This window comes from Nonomuraea fuscirosea (genome assembly GCF_035917475.1).
GTDB lineage: Bacteria > Actinomycetota > Actinomycetes > Streptosporangiales > Streptosporangiaceae > Nonomuraea > Nonomuraea fuscirosea.
Map to the genome: position 1 here is coordinate 11,117,500 of NZ_CP109074.1, position 17,306 is coordinate 11,134,805.

Below are 17,306 nucleotides of genomic sequence, written 5' to 3' on the forward strand. Positions count from 1 at the left end.
CGGCTGCGCCGGCAGGTCAGCCGGCGCCGTCAGAGCGGCAGGTGCGCCGACAGGTCGGCGCGCGCCCCGCTGGCGGAGATCGCGCCTTTGGCCATGGCCTCGTCCCAGGTCAGCCGGCCGAGGGCGAGCTCGATCCAGGTCCGCCCGTCGGTCTCGACCACGTTCGGCGGGGTGCCGCGGGTGTGGCGGGGCCCCGCGACGGCCTGGACGGCCGCGTAAGGGGGCACGCGCACCTCGACGGTGCGGCCCGGCGCGGCCGTCGCCAGTCTGTCGAGCAGGTGGCGCACGGCCTGCCTGGCCGCCTCACGTTCCGGCCGCAGCCCCCGGTCGTAGGCGGCCAGCACGGCGGCCACGAGCGCGCCGGGCAGGGCGGACGCCGGGCCGTCGTAGGGCGGCTCGTCCAGGGCGACGAGCTGGGCGTCGAGGGCCGATCTCAGCTTTTCCCGGTCCATCTTCCGTGGTGGCACCCCACCATTGTCTCCCGGGAAGCGTTCATCGAGACGGAGGTCGTCGTTCACCTCCGGTTTCGACAGTGGCCGTAGCGTCCCCGCCGTACAACTGCGCACATTCTTGGAGGACCTGTGGCGAACCCCAACGCGGGACGGCGGCTGCTGCCGTTGCTGTCCGCTCCGCACCAAGGTGGCCGATCCGCGCTGACGTGTCAGTTCCGCTGCGGCAACGCGTGCGCGCATGACGTGGCCAACACCACCGCCAACGCCTACTTCGGCGACGTGGTGCGTGAGGCGCTGTCGCGGCGCGGCGTGCTGCGGGCCGGTGCGCTCGGCGCCCTCGTGGCCGGCGCGGGAGTGGCGGGGGTGGCGGGCGCGGGCGTTCCGGCCTTCGCGGATGAGCCGGCGGAGGCCGCCGCCAGGGGCAGGGGGCACGGCGGCGCCGACCTCCGCTTCACCCCGGTGCCGCCGAACAAGGACGACAAGCTGAGCATCCCGGACGGTTACCGTTCCTCCGTGGTGGTGCGCTGGGGCGACCCGGTGCTGCCCGGAGCGCCGGAGTTCGACTTCGACGGCCAGAGCGCCGACGCCCAGAGCAAGCAGTTCGGCTACAACTGCGACTACGTGACGCTGCTGCCCATGGGCAGGGACCGGGCGCTGCTCTGGGTGAACCACGAGTACACCGACGAGAGCCTGATGTTCCGCGGCTACACCGGCGGCGCGGAGGCGACCGAGGAGCAGATCAGGATCGGGCTGGCCGCGCACGGCGGCTCGGTCGTGGAGATCGAGCGCTCCGGCGGCAAGGGCGAGTGGAAGCTGGTCACCAGGGGCCGCCGCCGCTACAACCGGCGCATCACGGCCCAGACGAAGATGCGCTTCAGCGGCCCGGCGGCCGGGCACGCCCTGCTCAGGACGGCGGCCGACCCCAAGGGCGTCAGCCCCGTCGGCATGCTGAACAACTGCTCGGGCGGCACCACTCCGTGGGGCACGGTGCTGACCGCCGAGGAGAACTTCGACCAGTACTTCGTCAACGGCGACAAGGTGCCGGCGGCGCAGAAGCCGTACATCACCCGCTACACGATCCAGACCGGTGTCCCGTCGAGCAGTCGCAGGTTCGACCGCGTCGAGGAGCGCTTCGACCTGGCCAAGCACCCGAACGAGGCCAACAGGTTCGGGTGGATCGTGGAGATCGACCCGTTCGACCCCGACTCCACGCCGGTCAAGCGCACCGCGCTCGGCCGGTTCAAGCACGAGGCCGCCAACACCACGCTGGCCCGTGACGGCCGCCTGGTCGTCTACATGGGCGACGACTCGCGCTACGAGTACGTCTACAAGTTCGTCTCCAAGGAGCGCTACAAGCCCGGTTTCGACCGGCACAACCGCACGCTGCTGGACGAGGGCACCCTGTACGTGGCCAAGTTCACCGGCGACAGCCCGGCCGCCGAGATCGACGGCTCCGGCAAGGCGCCCGCCGACGGCGAGTTCGACGGCTCGGGCGAGTGGATCCCGCTGGTCTCGGGCGACAGGTCGTACGTGGACGGCATGTCCGCCGCCGAGGTGCTGGTTCACACCCGTTCGGCCGCCGACAAGGTGGGCGCGACCAAGATGGACCGCCCCGAGGACATCGAGCGCAACCCGGTCACCGGCGGCGTGTACGTGGCCCTGACCAACAACACCAACCGCACCGCGGCCGAGGCCGACGAGGCCAACCCGCGTTCGGCGAACAAGCACGGCCACGTCCTGGAGATCGTGGAGCGGCGCGGCGACGCCGGCGAGAAGAGGTTCGCCTGGTCGATCCCGCTGGTCTGCGGCGATCCGGACGACCCCGCCACCTACTTCGCCGGCTACGACAAGAGCAAGGTCTCGCCGATCTCCTGCCCGGACAACGTCACGTTCGACAAGGACGGCAACCTCTGGATCTCCACGGACGGCAACGCGCTGGGCACGAACGACGGCCTGTTCGTGATGCCGGTCAAGGGCAGGGAGCGCGGCCACCTGCGCCAGTTCCTCACCGTGCCGGTCGGCGCCGAGACCTGCGGCCCGCTCGTCACGGCGGACCAGCGCAGCGTCTTCGTGGCGGTGCAGCACCCGGGCGAGACCGACGGAGCGAGCCCGGACGCGCCGAGCAGCCACTGGCCGGACGGCGACCAGCCGCGCCCCTCGGTCGCGGTGGTCTGGCACGGGCAGGGCAAGAAGATCGGCGCTTGACCTCAGCTTAACTTGAGGTCATAGGGTCCATGCCATGAGCATGGAAATGACCGCCTGGCACCAGCTGTACTCGATGAACAACCAGCAGCAGCGCCGCAGCGTCTCCAGGGAGACGCTGCGGCGCATCGGCGGCTTCGCCCGCCCGCACCGCCGCAGGCTGGCCTGGTTCCTGGTGCTCAGCGTCGTGACGGCGGGCCTGGCGGTGGGCGCGCCGCTGCTCGCGGGCCGGGTGGTCGACGCCATCTTCACCGGCGAGCCGCTCCAGGTGGTCGTCACGGTGGCGCTGGCGATCGCCGCCCTGGCCGTCGCCGAGGCCGGCCTCGGGCTGGTGAACCGGTGGCTGTCGGCGGGCCTGGGCGAGAGCCTCATCCTCGACCTGCGCACGGCCGTCTTCGACCACGTGCAGAAGATGCCGATCGCGTTCTTCACCAGGACCCGCACCGGCGCGCTGGTCAGCCGGCTCAACAACGACGTGATCGGCGCCCAGCGGGCCTTCACCGACACGCTGTCGGGCGTGGCGGGCAACGTCGTGACGCTCGTGCTGACGCTGATCGCGATGATCGGCATCTCCTGGCAGATCACCCTGCTCGCGCTGCTGCTCCTGCCCGTCTTCGTGCTGCCGGCCCGGCGGATGGGCACCAGGATCGCCCGGCTGCGGCGCGAGGCGGCCGACCACAACGCGGCCATGGGCACGCAGATGACCGAGCGCTTCTCCGCGCCGGGCGCGACGCTGGTCAAGCTGTTCGGCCGGCCCGCGCACGAGTCGGCCGAGTTCGCGAGCAGGGCCCGCCGGGTGCGCGACATCGGGGTGCGCTCGGCGATGACCCAGTCGGCCTTCGTCACCGCGCTGACGCTGGTGTCCGCGCTGGCCCTGGCCCTCGTGTACGGCCTGGGCGGCTTCTACGCCCTGCGCGGCCAGCTCGCCCCCGGCGCCCTGGTGTCGATGGCCATGCTGCTCACCCGCCTCTACGCGCCCCTGACCGCGCTGGCCAGCGCCCGCGTGGACGTCATGAGCGCGTTCGTCAGCTTCGAGCGCGTCTTCGAGGTGCTCGACCTCAAGCCGCTCATCCAGGAGCGGCCGGACGCCCGCGAGGTGCCGGAGGGCCCGGTGTCGGTCGAGTTCGACGACGTGCGCTTCGCCTACCCCTCGGCCGACAAGGTCTCGCTCGCCTCGCTGGAGGAGGTCGCCACGCTCGACACGCGCGGCGGCGAGGAGGTGCTGCACGGCGTCTCGTTCCGAGCCGAGCCCGGTCAGATGGTGGCGCTGGTCGGCTCGTCGGGAGCGGGCAAGTCCACGATCGCGCAACTGCTGCCCCGACTGTACGACGTCGACTCGGGCGCGGTCCGGCTCGGCGGGGTGGACGTCCGCGACCTGAGCGCCGACTCCATCCGCGACACGCTCGGCATGGTCACCCAGGACGGCCACCTGTTCCACGAGACCATCCGCGCCAACCTGCTGCTGGCCAGGCCGGAGGCGAGCGAGGAGGAGATCTGGGACGCGCTCTCCCGCGCTCGCCTGGCCGCTCTCATCGAGTCGCTGCCCGACGGGCTCGACACGGTCGTCGGCGAGCGCGGCTACCGGCTGTCGGGCGGCGAGCGCCAGCGCCTGACGATCGCCCGGCTGCTGCTGGCCAGGCCCAGGGTGGTGATCCTGGACGAGGCCACGGCGGCGCTCGACTCGACCTCGGAGGCGGCCGTGCAGGCGGCGCTGGGCGAGGCGCTGGCCGGCCGGACCGCCGTGGTGATCGCGCACCGGCTCTCCACGATCAGGGCCGCCGACGTCATCCTCGTCATCGAGGACGGGCGGGTGGTCGAGCGTGGCACGCACGCCGAACTGCTCGCCGCCGGCGGCCGTTACGAGGAGCTCCACCGCACTCAGTTCGAGGACCCCACGGTGACGGGGGCGGCGGCCTGAGGCTCGTCCGGCTCGGCCCGGTCGCGCAGCGAGTAGAGCGCGATCGGGATCGCCGCCACCACCACGGCGGCCGCGATGACGAGCGTGAACTGGTAGGCGTCCAGGAAGGCGGGCAGCGGCGGCAGGTCGCTGCCGCTCTGCCTGGAACTGAGGAACGCGCCCAGCACGGTGATGCCGAGCAGCCCGAAGACCTCGCGGGAGACGTTGAGCACGCCCGACGCCACCCCGGCGCGGGCCTTGGGCATGCCGCCGAGCACGGCGGAGGTCAGCGGGACGAGCAGGCCGCCGCCGAGGCCGTACAGGAGGAACCAGGGGGCGACGTCGGCGAAGCCGCCGTCGGCGCCGACGCGGGAGATCAGGAAGATCGCCGCTCCCATGAGCGCCATCCCGAGCGCCACCGTGCGGCCGATGCCGAGCGCGGCGCTGATCCGCTGCGACAGGAGCGCGACCACGGCCATGGTCAGCGCCATCGGCACGAACGACGCGCCCGCCTGGGTGGGGGTGAAGCCGAGCACGTTCTGCAGCCACAGGGCGCTGAAGAAGTAGATCCCGAACACCCCGAACGACCAGATCCCGCTGGTCAGCAGCCCGCCGCTGAACACCCGTGACCTGAACAGCGACACCGCCACCATCGGCTCCGCCGCGCGCGACTCGGCCAGCACGAACGCCACGGCCGCGAGCACGAACACGCCTGCCGCGGCGAGGATCTCGGGGGAGGTCCAGCCGGCGCTCTCGCCCTCGATGAGCGCGTACGTCAGCGCGAACAGGGCCACCGCCGAGGTGACCAGGCCGGGCACGTCGAGGTGGTGGCGCACCCGCTCGAACGCGGGCCTGACCGCCCACAGCGCCAGCCCCGCCGTCACCACGCCGATGGGGACGTTGACCAGGTAGATCCAGCCCCAGTGCAGGTTCTCGCTGATGAACCCGCCCACGACCGGCCCGAGCGCCATCGACAGCGCCCCCGCCATGCTCCAGACGCCCACGGCCCGGCCGCGCTCGGCGGGGTCGGGGAAGATCTGGCTGATCAGCGCGAGCGCCGTGGGGGTGAGCAGGGCCGCGCCGACTCCCTGGACGGCTCGCGCCGCGACCAGCATGCCGCCCGAGGTGGCGAGGCCGGCCGCCAGTGAGGCAAGGGTGAAGACGGTCAGGCCGCCGAGGAAGACCCGGCGGGCGCCGTACACGTCGGCCAGCCGCCCGCCGACGAGCATGAGGCCGGCGAAGACCAGGATGTACGAGCTGACGATCCACTCCAGCCCCGAGATCGTCAGCCCCAGGTCGCGCTGGATCGTGGGCAGGGCGACGTTGCCCACGTTGTTGTCCAGGTAGGTCATGAAGGTGCCCAGAGTCACCGCGGCCAGGGCCCACCATCGCATGAGATCTCCTCCTATACAGCGTACTTGTACGCCGTATAGTTGAACTTGTACGTCGTATAGTTGTCAACCGTGATGGGAAAACTGACCGCGCGGGCGATCGCGGAGCGGGCCCTGGAGATCGGCGACGCCGAGGGCCTCGAAGCCGTGACGATCCGCCGCCTGGCCACCGACCTCGGCGTGACCCCGATGGCCCTCTACTGGCACTTCAAGAACAAGGAGCAACTGCTCGTCGGCATGGCCGACCACCTGATCGGCGGCTTCGCGCCCAAGCCCGCCGACGAACGCCCCTGGCAGGACCAGCTCCGCGACCTGATCGAGGGCCTGATCAGGACGCTGCGCACCCACCCCTGCGCCAAGAGCGTGATCGAGCAGATCGACCCGGTCGAGGTGGAGCACTTCCTGGTGGTCTGGGACCGCGCACTCGGGCTGGCCCGCGCGGCCGGCTTCAGCGTGGACGAGAGCTGCCTGATCACCAAATACCTGCTGCAGAGCGCCATCGCCATCGCGGACGCGCCCGTCCACGTCAGGGCCGACTGCAACTGGGAGGAGCAGGTGCGGATCAAGCAGGTGGGCCTTTCGTCACTGCCCGTGCAGCGCTACCCCCACCTGGTGCAGAGCGCCCGCGCGCTGGCCGGGGGGACGCCTCCCGGCCTGTACGACACCTTCGGCGTCGACCTCGTCCTGTCCGGCATCGAGTCGCTGGCCGCCAGGCGTTAGGGTCATGATCGTGACCTTCGAGCTGATCTGCGAGATCGAACCCCCGACCAAGCCCGATCTGAAGCACGTCAGGCACCAGATCGGCACGATGAGCACGATCGCCCACTCGTTCCTCATCCCCGACAACCACATCGGCCGCGCCACGGTCTCCAGCGTGGCCGTCGCCCACGAGGTCGAGTCCATGGGCGGGCGCGGCATCGCCTGCCTCAACTCGCGCGACCGCAACCTGCTCGGCTTCCGCCGCGACCTGCTCACGGCGGCGGCGTACGGGGTCGAGCGGTTCCTGTTCGTCTACGGCGACAAGCCGACGAGCGGCAACCGCACCAGCGATCTGACGGTGCGCTCGATGATCGCCGAGGCGCGCGAGTTCTCGCCCGGCTTCCGCGTGGGCGCCGCCGCCGCGCTGCGCCCGCTGCCCGCATGGAAGCGCTCGGCCGACTTCCTGTTCAGCCAGGTCAGCTACTCGGTCGAGGCGCAGGTGCGCTGGCGCGAAGAACACCCCGCCGACCTGCCCGTCTACGCCGGCGTCATGGTCCTGGCCAGCGAACGGCACGCCCGCACCCTGGCCGCCGCCATCCCCGACATCGCCCTGCCGGAAGACCTGGTGCGCCGCGTGGGCGCCGACCGCATGGCCGGCGTGGAGGCGGCCTGCGAACAGGTCCTCGCCCTGCGCGACTCAGGAGCCTTCGCCGGCGTCCACCTCATCCCGGTCTCCCGCTACCGCGACGTCGAATCCAGACTGGCCCCGGCCCTCAAATAAGCCCGAGCTTCAACATCAGCGCTCGATCAAGATCGGCGCACTCATGCGCTTCCAATGCGCCCTTGAACTCCCCGAGCCTTGACGGGGACACGGAATAGATTTGATCCGTCAGGACTCGGGATTTCGTGCCGTTGAAATCGATCTCCGGCCGGTAGACGGCGGGCCCGGCGCTCGTTGAGGTCATCGCAATGGTCAGCGTGCTCGTGGTGAAGCGGTCCGACTGAATGATCACACCGTAGCGCCGTCCCTGTTGCTCGTGATCCCTGGCCCCCGGCAGAGCCTTGAGCTCGTAGATCGCGCCCCGAAATATCACTCGGCAACGCCCATGAAGCGCTGGATCGCCAGCATCTCGGCCTGATCGTCAAGGTCGTCGCGCAGTCGGTCCGCATCCGCCGCGGCTTGGTTGAGCAGCATTTCCTTATAGGTGTGGAGCAGGGCATAACGAACCGCCTCAGAGCGGCTTCGCGTCTCTCCCGCGAGCGCACGCAGGGCCGTCTCCATGGCTTCGTCAGTGCGTACGTTGAGCGTTCCCATGACCTAAGTGTAACACGATTTGTAATACGTCAGCGGTGGGGTGAGCGGGCCAGGGCGGCGAGGGCTGTGCCGGTGAGGGCTACGGCGAACAGGACGCCGTACGCGCGCTGGAACCCCTCCATCAGCTGCCCCACCGCCACCGGCGAGAGGGTGGACAGCGTGCCCGCGTACACCTGCGCCCGCAGGGCCGGGCCCACCGACGCGGTCAGGACACTGAGGGACAGGCCGACGCTGATCACGATGCCGACGTTCATCACCATCACCCGGAAGCCGTTGACCACCCCCAGGCTGTCGGCCGGCAGCGCCCGCATGACCTGCGTGGTGTTCCCGGTCAGGAACGTTCCGCTGCCGCAGCCGGCCACGAACAGCCCGCCCCCGATCACCCAGTACGGCGTCGCCGGATCGGCCGCCAGCGCCAGCACGCCGAGCCCGGCCGCGCTCATCGCCGCCCCCACGATCGACAGCGCGTACGGCGACACCCGCCGCCCCAGCATGCCCACGACGGGCGAGGCCAGCCCGATCCCGACCGGCACCGGCAGCACGCTCAGCCCCGCCGCGAACGCGTCCAGACCCTTGGCCGCCTGGAAGTACAGCGCCACGACCAGGATCAGCGCGGAACGGGCCAGCGCGTTGCAGAAGGAGGCCAGGTTCGCGCAGGCCAGCAGCCGCCCGCCGAAGAGCCGCAGATCCAGCACCGGACTGGGGGAGCGCCGCCCGGTCCAGACGACGAGCGGCACCAGCAGCACGAAGAGGCCCGCCCCGATCAGGAACACGGGGCTGGACACCCCGCTGGAGCCCGCCTCTGACAGGGCCAGCAGCAGCGCCGACAGTGCCGCGAACACCAGCACGTTGCCCAGCGCGTCCACCGGCGCCTTCGGCCGCCTGGGCATCTTGCGCAACAGCCCCGCCCCCACGCCGAGCGCGATCAGCCCGGCGGGCACGTTCAGCCAGAAGATCCACTGCCAGCCGGCCGTCTCCGCGATCAGCCCGCCCAGCGTGGGCCCCGCGAGCTGAGCCACCGACAGCGTGCCGATGTAGACGCCCATGCCCTGGCTGAGCCGGTCGGGCGGGAACGCGTCGGTGATGATCACGGTGCCGTTCGCCAGGATCATGGCCGCGCCGATCGCCTGTAAGGCACGGGTCCCGATGAGGAACCACACGTCCGGCGACAGCCCCGCCAGCAGCGAGGCGAGCGTGAACAGGGCGAACCCCGTCAGATAGACCTCACGCCGGCCGAGCAGGTCCGCCACGCGGCCGAAGAACACCAGGCTCGCCGTGTTGACCAGCAGGAACGCCAGCAGGATCCAGGTCGACTCCAGCGCGTCCGCCCCGAAGTGCCGCACGACCGTCGGGAGCGCCACGTTGAGCGTGCTGCCGGCCACGCCGATCAGGACGATGCCCAGGCTGGTGACCGCGCACACGCGCCAGGCGTAACGCAGGCGGGTGTCGTCCTGGGGGGTGACGGCGGCCATGCCCTCCACTATGACGTACGACGTACGTCCGATTTGTACCAGGGGTCACCTGGCCCGCTTGCGCAACCCCTCAAGATCGTGGATCACCACGCGCCGCCTGCCGGTCTCGATCAGGCCCCGGTCGCGCAGCGTCCGCAGCGCCTTGCTGACCGCCTCGCGGGAGGCGCCGGTCCAGCCGGCCAGCTCGTCCTGCGACAGGGGCAGCGCGACGCGCACGCCGCTGTTGGTCTTCTCGCCGTAGCGTTCCGCCAGTTCGAGCAGCCGGGTGGCGACCCGCCCCGTGGTGTCGAACGCGCCGTACTCGATCCGCTTCCTGTCGGCGTCGCGCAGCCGCCCGCTGACGAGCTTCATGAGCAGCACGGCCACGCGCCCGTGGGCCTCCAGGAACGTGGAGAAGTCGCGCACCACGATGCCGGAGATCGGCTCCAGCGCGGTCACGGTGGTCGAGCGGGGGGATCCGTCGATGGCCGAGAGCTCGCCGAGCAGCGCCCCGGGACCGCGGACGGCCAGCACCACCTCGGTGCCGCCGCTGGTGTGGGAGGAGCACTTGACCCGGCCCTCCATCAGCAGGAGCACCCAGTCGGACGTGTCGCCCTCGGTCATGATGGTGGTGCCCCGATCCCAGCGCCGCGGCCGGCCGGCCGAACGCAGGGCGTCGACCTCCTCCGAGGTCAGCATGGAAAGAAATTCACCGGGCTCTGGATCCATGCGCCTGATTATGTCGGTACCGCTATCACCGTTCTATGTCATTTCGGTCAGAACATAGGCCTCGACGAGCTCTTCCTTGCCCTTGAGGCTGAGCCTTCCCAGCGGCGTCACCGAAACGTCATCGCCCAGTTGCCGCAGCGTCGTCTCGCCGATCACGACCGTGCCGGGCTCGGCCACGCCCTGGAGCCTGGCGGCCACGTTGACGCAGTCGCCCATCGCGTTGAAGCCGCGCAGCTCCGGGCTGCCGATGTTGCCGACCAGCGCGGGACCGGTGTTGACGCCCACCCGGAACGTCGGCCACTCGATGTCGTCCTCCCGCTTCCAGGACATCTCCTCGGCGATCTCGGACGCGGCCCGCTGCATCGCCAGAGCGGCCTTGCAGGCGGAACGCGCGTGCCCGGTCTGCGTGGCCGGCGCGTTGAACAGGGCCAGCAGTGCGTCGCCGACGAACTGCACGATCGTGCCGCCGTTGTCGAGGATGCACGGCACCGCGACCGTGTGGTAGCGGTTGAGCATCTCGACGATCTCGCCCGGCGTGACCTTCTCCGAGAACGTGGTGAAGCCCTTGAGGTCGGCGAAGAGCGCGGTCAGCTCCTTCAGCTCGCCGCCCAGCGCCGCCTGCCGCGGGTCGGCCAGCAGCGCGTGCGCCACGTCGGGCGACATGTACTGGTGGAAGAGCGTGTGCAGCTCCTGGTAGAGGCGGGCGTTCTCCAGCGAGATGGACAACTGCCCGGCCAGCGTGGCGGCCAGCGCCTCGTCCTGGTTGGTCCGCCCGATCGGCACCTCCAGCACACCCGCCAGGTTGCCCTTGACGGTCAGCGGAAAGGCCAGCAGCTGGTCACGCTTGATCGGGTTGCCGTCGGCGAACTGGTAGTCGCGCGAGCCGATCTGGGTCCTGCCGTCGGCCACCAGCGCGATCTTGACGTCGCCGTACGCCTGCCGCACCCGTTCGAGCGAGGAGGTCAGCAACTGGTCCTCCGGCAGCCCGATCCTGGTCTGGGCGCTCACCGACACCAGCGCGGCCAGCCGCTCCGACAGCGCCCGCTCGTTGGCCAGCGCCTCGCCCGCCCGGTCGAGCACCGCCGCCTGGCCCTCGTTGAGCCGGAACTTGCCCGACAGCCGGGTCGCGGCCAGCGGCTCGCCCTTGCGTACGTGCTCGACCATCTCCTCCAGCGCCTTGTCGTAGTCGCGCTGGATGCGCCGCACGGTCGCCGACAGCGCCACCGAGTCGAACAGCCCCGCGCTCGACCCCTCCCGCCGGAACTGCAGGTAGGAGCTGTAGGCCACGAAGACGAAGGCGAACACCAGCAGAACGTGCCATTCCCACCAGGACAGGTGCCAGTTGAGCTGCGACATGCCCGCGATCATCGACTCGGCCAGCAGCGCGTAGGCGGTGATCAGGCTGATCAGCATGGCCGACGGCCGCCGGCGGTGGAGCAGGAACATCATCACGCTGGCCGCCGCGTACAGCAGCAGCCCGGGCACCGACGCCCACGCCAGCCAGGACATCGGTGACTCCAGCGGCGGCTCGCTGAGCGAGGTCAGGCCGGGCACGAGCGAGGTCACACCCCAGAGCGCCATGATGCCGACGAGCGCGGCGCGCACGAAGTGCTGCGCGCCCAGCACCGTCTTGGCCTGCTGCTCGCCGAGCGGCAGCGCGGAGGCGAACGCGAACAGCGCCGCGATCGACAGCCCCACCTGCTGGCCGATGTCGAACCCGACGGAACCGGATTCGAGGATCACCTTGGGGGTGGACAGCCCGTGCAGGAAGAAGAACCCGGCGCTGGTCAGGAAGACCATTGAGACCAGGAACAGCCGCGCGTCCTGGCGCCGGCGCGAGGCCTCGCTGATGAGGGCGCCGAGCACGACGTTGACCCCGGCCACCAGGATGATCATCCAGAAGTGGCTGGCGTTGTGCTGCCAGGGGACGTTGAGGTGGGGCTGGGCGAGCAGGAGCCAGAGCCCGAGCATGGGCACGACGAGGTGGATTCCCCACACCACGCCGCGCACGGGCTGGGTGGCGGGCGGGAGATAGGACGCGGGAGCGGGGGTTGGCACAGACCGATTATCCACGCCCGATCGCTGTCGCGACTGCGTCGTTTTACTCACCACGGTCGCCGACAAATCGTCAATATCATCAGTAACCCTCTGTTCTGTGATCAATACGTTACGTAGTCACTGTCATCCATTGGAACGTTTGATGCGTGAATCTCATGCATCCCATGCGCATCACCGGACCCTCTGGAGGGAATCGTGCCTAGCCAGGTTCGCCGCGGACGTACGCTCACGCTCGCCACCGTGGGGGCGCTCGCCGCCTCGCTGCTCGCCACGGGCGGCGTCGCCACCGCCTCGTCCGCCGTCTCCGCCGCCGTCTCGGCGGGTGCCACGGCCGGCACGGTAGTCGCCTGCGTGCACCGGAAGTCGCGTTACGCCCGCATCGTCAACGCCACGGCCAAGTGCAGGAAGACCGAGGTGCGCGTGCTCATCGGCGGGGGTGGCACGTCCACGACCGTCGAGACGGGCAGCCAGGGCCCGGCGGGCCCCGAAGGTCCCGCGGGCCGGCAGGGGGCGCAGGGCGTCAAGGGCGACCGGGGCATGCCCGGACGGCCCGGACGGCCCGGCCCGCAGGGCAAGCAGGGCGTGGCAGGCCCTCAGGGCCCGCAAGGACCGCAGGGCGAGCAGGGTCCCAAGGGCGAACAGGGCCCTAAGGGCGAGCAGGGGCCGAAGGGCGACCAGGGCGTCAAGGGTGAGCAGGGCGAGCCGGGCAAGCAGGGCACCCAGGGCGAGCCGGGCAGGCCCGGCACCCCGGGCCCGAAGGGCGATCGCGGCCCGCAGGGACCCCAGGGCCCGAAGGGTGAGCCCGGCGGCGGCGCGGCCTACACCACCTACGTCGTCACCGATCGCTTCAACGGCAACTCCGGCACGGCGACCTGCAAGAAGGGTGACGCCGTGACCGGCGGCGGCTTCCAGGTGGACTCGCGCTACCAGGTGACCAGCAGCATGCCCACGAGCGGCGGCTGGTCGGTCGCCATCACCAAGGCTGACGTCAAGGCCGACGGCCCGTCCGGCTCGCAGATGTCGGGCGGCGGCAGCGGCGGTGGCACGGTCTACGCCGTCTGCCTGGAGAAGAAGTAACGACCACGCCGGCAGGCGTCCAAGCGCCTCACGACCAGAAGGAAGGGGCCCGCACGTGCGCGTGCCGCCCGCCGGGCACAGGCCGGCACCCAGGTGCTGTGGGTGGCGGCCGTCGGACGGTGGCAGGCACAAGTGGTGACCGTCGGACAGGCGCATGACGCCCGTCAGGCAGACGCCGGCACGTGCGGGAATGCGGTCGTGGGTGACAGGGCCGGTACGGATCTCCGTACCGGCCCTGGAAGACCCACCCCGAAGGACCCACCCCGAAGGACCGGCCCCGAAAGATCGGCTCTGAAAGCTGATCCTCAGCCGAACAGCGCCGGCAGCGCCGCCGTGTGCGTCTCCCGCAGCTCCTCGACGGGAACCTCGAACACGTCCTTGACCACCAGCGCGTTCCCGCCGGTCGTCCCGAGCCCGTAGCAGGGCACGTCGTGCCGCCCGCACAGCGAGGCGAACTCGGCGTAGGCCTCGGGCCGCACCGCGACGAGCGCCCGCGACGCCGACTCGCTGAACAGGTCGGTGAAGGCGTCACCGGTCAGCTCCACCGTCGCCCCGACGCCCCGCGCCAGGCAGGACTCGGCCAGCGCGACGGCCAGCCCGCCGTCCGACAGGTCGTGGGATCCGGCCAGCAGCCCGCGCCGGGCCGCCTCGACCAGCACGGTGGCCAGCGCCTTCTCCGCCTCCAGGTCGGCCTGGGGCGGCAGCCCGCCCAGGTGGCGGTGCGCGACGTGCGCCCATTCGGAGCCGCCGAACTCGTCACGGGTGTCGCCCAGCAGCACGACCCGCAGCCCTTCGGCGACGAACCCCGTCGGCACCCGCGCGGCCACGTCGTCGATCACGCCGAGCACGCCCACGACCGGCGTCGGGTGGATGGCGGTCGAGCCCGTCTGGTTGTAGAAGGAGACGTTTCCGCCGGTCACCGGCACGCCGAGGGTCCGGCAGGCGTCGGCGAGCCCGCGCGTGGCCTCCGCGAACTGCCACATGACCTCGGGGTCCTCGGGGGAGCCGAAGTTGAGGCAGTTGGTCACGGCCAGCGGATTGGCGCCGGTCACGGCCACGTTGCGGTAGGCCTCGGCGAGCGCGAGCTGCGCCCCCGCGTACGGGTCGAGCTTGGCGTAACGCCCGTTGCCGTCGGTGGCGAGGGCGATGCCCCGCGTCGTCGGCTCGGCGTGTTCGATGGTCGCGCCCGCTTCGGCATCCGCTGGCGTCGCAGGCTCGCTCTCTCCTGCCGAGCTCCTGCGCTCCGGCTCGATGACCTCGGAGATCCGCAGCATGCCCGCGTCGGCCGGTTGCGCCAGCACGGTGTTGGAGCGGACATAGCGGTCGTACTGGTTGGTCACCCACTCCTTGGAGGCCAGGTTGGGCGAGCCGAGCAGCTTGAGCAGCGTCTCGCGCAGGTCGCCGGGCCGCTCCAGCCGGTCGGGGGTGTCGGCGTTGAGCGCGGCCTGCCCGGCGGGCTCGTGGAAGGGCCGCTCGTAGACCGGGCCATCGTCGGCCGCGGTGCCCGGCGGGATGTCCACGATGACCTCGCCGTCCCAGGTCATGACCAGGCGGCCGGTGTCGGTGACCTCGCCGATGACGGCGGCGGGCACGTCCCACCGCTGGCAGATCGCCATGAACGCGGGGATGTCGTCGGGCCGGACCACGGCCATCATCCGCTCCTGCGACTCGCTCATGAGGATCTCCTCGGGCCTGAGCGAGGGGTCGCGGAGCGGGACCAGGTTGAGGTCGACGGTCATGCCGCCGGTGCCCTTGGCGGCCAGCTCGGTGGTGGCGCAGGAGACGCCGGCCGCGCCGAGGTCCTGGATGCCCACGACGACGTCGGCCGCGTAGAGCTCAAGGCAGCACTCGATGAGCAGCTTCTCCATGAACGGGTCGCCCACCTGCACGGCCGGCCGCTTGGCCTGCGACTCGTCCTCGAACGTGGCGCTCGCCAGCACCGAGGCGCCGCCGATGCCGTCGGGGCCGGTGGACGCGCCGAACAGCACGACCTTGTTGCCAGGCCCGGGAGCCGTGGCGAGCTTGATCTGGTCCTTGCGCAGCAGGCCCACGCACAGGGCGTTGACCAGCGGGTTGCCCAGGTAGCAGGGGTCGAAGACGACCTCGCCGCCGATGTTGGGCAGGCCCAGGCAGTTGCCGTAGCTGCTGATGCCCTCGACCACGCCGGGCAGCACCCTGCGGGTGTCGACGGCGTCGGCGGCGCCGAAGCGCAGCGCGTCCATGACGGCGATCGGGCGCGCGCCCATCGACATGATGTCGCGCACGATCCCGCCGACGCCAGTGGCCGCACCTTGGTGCGGCTCCACGTAGGAGGGGTGGTTGTGCGACTCGATCTTGAACGTGGCCGCCCAGCCGTCGCCGATGTCGACCACGCCGGCGTTCTCCCCCATGCCCACCAGCAGCGCCTCGGACGCGGGCGCCTTGGTGGCGAACTGCCGCAGGTGCACCTTGGAGGACTTGTACGAGCAGTGCTCGGACCACATGACGCTGTAGATGGCCAGCTCGGAGCCGGTGGGACGGCGACCCAGGATCGCCTTGACCCGGTCGTACTCGTCGGACTTCATCCCCAGCTCGGCGAAGGGCATCGGCTCGTCGGGGGTTTCCGCGGCCCGCTTCACGCTGTCGGCCATGTGCCTGCCGGCTCCCTCGCTCACGTGTTCACCAGATTCTTCAGGATGGAGGTGAAGAAGCCCAGACCGTCGGTGCTCGGGGCCCCGACCAGCTCTTCGACGGCGTGCTCCGGGTGCGGCATGAGGCCGACCACATTGCCCGCCTCGTTGCGGATGCCGGCGATGTCGTTGAGCGAGCCGTTGGGGTTGCCGCCCACATAGCGGAAGACCACGTGACCGCCCGCCTCCAGCGCGGCGAGCGTCTCGTCGGAGGCCACGTAGCGGCCCTCGCCGTGCTTGACCGGCAGCAGGATCTCCTGGCCGGACGCGAACGAGTTGGTCCACGCGGTCGCGGTCTGCTCGACCCTGACCCGCTGGTCGCGGCAGACGTAGTGCAGCGAGGCGTTACGGGTCAGCGCGCCGGGCAGCAGATGGGCCTCGCACAGGATCTGGAACCCGTTGCACGTGCCGATCACCGGAAGCCCCGCCTTCGCGGCGGGAACGAGCTCGTCCATGAGCGGCGCGAAGCGCGAGATGGCCCCGCAGCGCAGGTAGTCGCCGTAGGAGAAGCCACCGGGCAGGAAGACGGCGTCGACTCCCTTCAGGTCGTGGTCGGCGTGCCACAGCGGAACCGCCTGCGCGCCGGCGAGGCGCACGGCTCTGGCGGCGTCCTGGTCGTCGAGAGTCCCTGGAAACGTGACAACGCCCACACGGGCAGCGCTCATGACAGTCGTCCCCTCCGGAGGAATGCGCGCGCCACCGTCCGATCGGGGTGGACGGCGGTCTCACCAGGTTATCGGGTGCTTCCCCATGGTCCGCATCGGCTCGGCCACGAGCGGACGCACCGGCCGGAGTGCTCCGCGCCGGCTCTGCCACGAGCGGACGTGCGGCTCAGACCGCGGCCAGCTCGCGCGGACGGGCTTGTGCCTCTTCGTCCCTGTCGAGCAGCTTGCGCAGGTGGACGGTCGTGCCCCGCCCTGGCGTGATGCCGAAGGAGATCTCGTCGACCACGGAGCGCATGATCAGCAGGCCGCGGCCGTTCTCGGTGTCGGGAGGAGGGAACTGGCGCGGCATCGACGGCACGCCGGCGCCGTTGTCGGCCACGCGTACGTCGCAGTGGTCCGAGCCGATCGCGGCCGTCACCTCGTAGCGGTTGGCCGGCCCTCCGTGCCGGACCGCGTTGGAACACGCCTCGGAGACGGCGAGCAGCATGTCGGCGATGCACGTCTCACTCACGTTGAGTGAACGCATGGCGTCGCCTAGCACCCGCCTGACCATCGGTATGCCGATCGCATCCCGAGGCAGGGCCAACGAGAACTCAATATCCACCGGACTCCTCCGGGCTCCGGAATGTCACCTGGAGTAGGTTTCCCTGAGAAAACGGGGCTAACCGCAAAATCACGTTGTTGTTATTTACTGTTGGCAA

At 70.7% G+C, this 17,306-nt stretch carries 15 protein-coding genes; 5 read left to right on the plus strand and 10 right to left on the minus strand.

The window, feature by feature from the left end; all coding sequences use genetic code 11:
• Positions 1–29: 29 nt before the first annotated feature.
• Entirely contained in the window at positions 30–452 is a 423-nt protein-coding gene (locus OIE67_RS51370) for a sterol carrier family protein (RefSeq protein ID WP_326645746.1), read from the minus strand.
• 129 nt (positions 453–581) lie between these two features.
• Here OIE67_RS51370 and OIE67_RS51375 point away from each other — a divergent pair, with 129 nt between their 5' ends.
• Both OIE67_RS51375 and OIE67_RS51380 read left to right on the plus strand, forming a co-directional pair.
• Positions 582–2,657, plus strand: coding sequence for a PhoX family protein (locus OIE67_RS51375; RefSeq protein ID WP_326634444.1), 2,076 nt, complete (start codon positions 582–584; stop codon positions 2,655–2,657).
• Positions 2,658–2,691: 34 nt separating this feature from the next.
• On the plus strand, positions 2,692–4,572 hold the full coding sequence (locus OIE67_RS51380) for an ABC transporter ATP-binding protein (protein ID WP_326634446.1): 1,881 nt from the start codon (positions 2,692–2,694) through the stop codon (positions 4,570–4,572).
• On the opposite strand, the gene OIE67_RS51385 is transcribed toward OIE67_RS51380, so the two are convergent.
• The gene (locus OIE67_RS51385; RefSeq protein ID WP_326634448.1) at positions 4,533–5,945 is read right to left on the minus strand and encodes a DHA2 family efflux MFS transporter permease subunit; all 1,413 of its coding nucleotides are present in this window, start codon (positions 5,943–5,945) and stop codon (positions 4,533–4,535) included. The genes OIE67_RS51380 and OIE67_RS51385 overlap by 40 nt on opposite strands.
• A gap of 72 nt (positions 5,946–6,017) precedes the next feature.
• On the opposite strand from OIE67_RS51385, the gene OIE67_RS51390 reads away from it, so the two are divergent.
• Both OIE67_RS51390 and OIE67_RS51395 read left to right on the plus strand, forming a co-directional pair.
• Entirely contained in the window at positions 6,018–6,662 is a 645-nt protein-coding gene (locus OIE67_RS51390) for a TetR/AcrR family transcriptional regulator (protein ID WP_326645748.1), read from the plus strand.
• A 10-nt stretch (positions 6,663–6,672) separates the two neighbouring features.
• Positions 6,673–7,422 (plus strand): methylenetetrahydrofolate reductase, encoded by a 750-nt coding sequence (locus OIE67_RS51395; protein WP_326634450.1) that lies wholly within the window; start codon positions 6,673–6,675, stop codon positions 7,420–7,422.
• On the opposite strand, the gene OIE67_RS51400 is transcribed toward OIE67_RS51395, so the two are convergent.
• From OIE67_RS51400 to OIE67_RS51420, 5 genes are read right to left on the minus strand one after another with little or no spacing between them, the layout of a single operon-like run.
• Positions 7,415–7,735 (minus strand): type II toxin-antitoxin system PemK/MazF family toxin, encoded by a 321-nt coding sequence (locus tag OIE67_RS51400; protein WP_326634452.1) that lies wholly within the window; start codon positions 7,733–7,735, stop codon positions 7,415–7,417. The genes OIE67_RS51395 and OIE67_RS51400 overlap by 8 nt on opposite strands.
• A complete protein-coding gene (locus OIE67_RS51405; protein ID WP_326634454.1) occupies positions 7,732–7,956 on the minus strand; it encodes a hypothetical protein in 225 nt (74 codons plus the stop codon). Before OIE67_RS51405 ends, OIE67_RS51400 begins: the two co-directional genes overlap by 4 nt.
• Positions 7,957–7,985: 29 nt before the next feature.
• Positions 7,986–9,428 carry an MFS transporter gene (locus OIE67_RS51410; protein WP_326634456.1) on the minus strand — a complete coding sequence of 481 codons (1,443 nt, stop codon included), beginning with the start codon at positions 9,426–9,428 and terminating at the stop codon, positions 7,986–7,988.
• Between the two features lie 45 nt (positions 9,429–9,473).
• On the minus strand, positions 9,474–10,136 hold the full coding sequence (locus OIE67_RS51415; RefSeq protein WP_326634458.1) for a Crp/Fnr family transcriptional regulator: 663 nt from the start codon (positions 10,134–10,136) through the stop codon (positions 9,474–9,476).
• 33 nt (positions 10,137–10,169) lie between these two features.
• The gene (locus OIE67_RS51420) at positions 10,170–12,194 is read right to left on the minus strand and encodes an adenylate/guanylate cyclase domain-containing protein (protein ID WP_326634460.1); all 2,025 of its coding nucleotides are present in this window, start codon (positions 12,192–12,194) and stop codon (positions 10,170–10,172) included.
• A 195-nt stretch (positions 12,195–12,389) separates the two neighbouring features.
• Here OIE67_RS51420 and OIE67_RS51425 point away from each other — a divergent pair, with 195 nt between their 5' ends.
• Positions 12,390–13,271, plus strand: coding sequence for a collagen-like domain-containing protein (locus OIE67_RS51425; RefSeq protein WP_326634462.1), 882 nt, complete (start codon positions 12,390–12,392; stop codon positions 13,269–13,271).
• 305 nt (positions 13,272–13,576) lie between these two features.
• Here OIE67_RS51425 and purL read toward each other — a convergent pair whose 3' ends face one another.
• The 3 genes from purL to OIE67_RS51440 form a co-directional block, all read right to left on the minus strand.
• The gene (gene purL, locus OIE67_RS51430) at positions 13,577–15,901 is read right to left on the minus strand and encodes a phosphoribosylformylglycinamidine synthase subunit PurL (protein WP_326634464.1); all 2,325 of its coding nucleotides are present in this window, start codon (positions 15,899–15,901) and stop codon (positions 13,577–13,579) included.
• Between the two features lie 20 nt (positions 15,902–15,921).
• The gene (gene purQ, locus OIE67_RS51435; protein ID WP_326634466.1) at positions 15,922–16,605 is read right to left on the minus strand and encodes a phosphoribosylformylglycinamidine synthase subunit PurQ; all 684 of its coding nucleotides are present in this window, start codon (positions 16,603–16,605) and stop codon (positions 15,922–15,924) included.
• Positions 16,606–16,771: 166 nt separating this feature from the next.
• A complete protein-coding gene (locus OIE67_RS51440) occupies positions 16,772–17,158 on the minus strand; it encodes an ATP-binding protein (RefSeq protein WP_326645750.1) in 387 nt (128 codons plus the stop codon).
• Positions 17,159–17,306 lie beyond the last annotated feature (148 nt).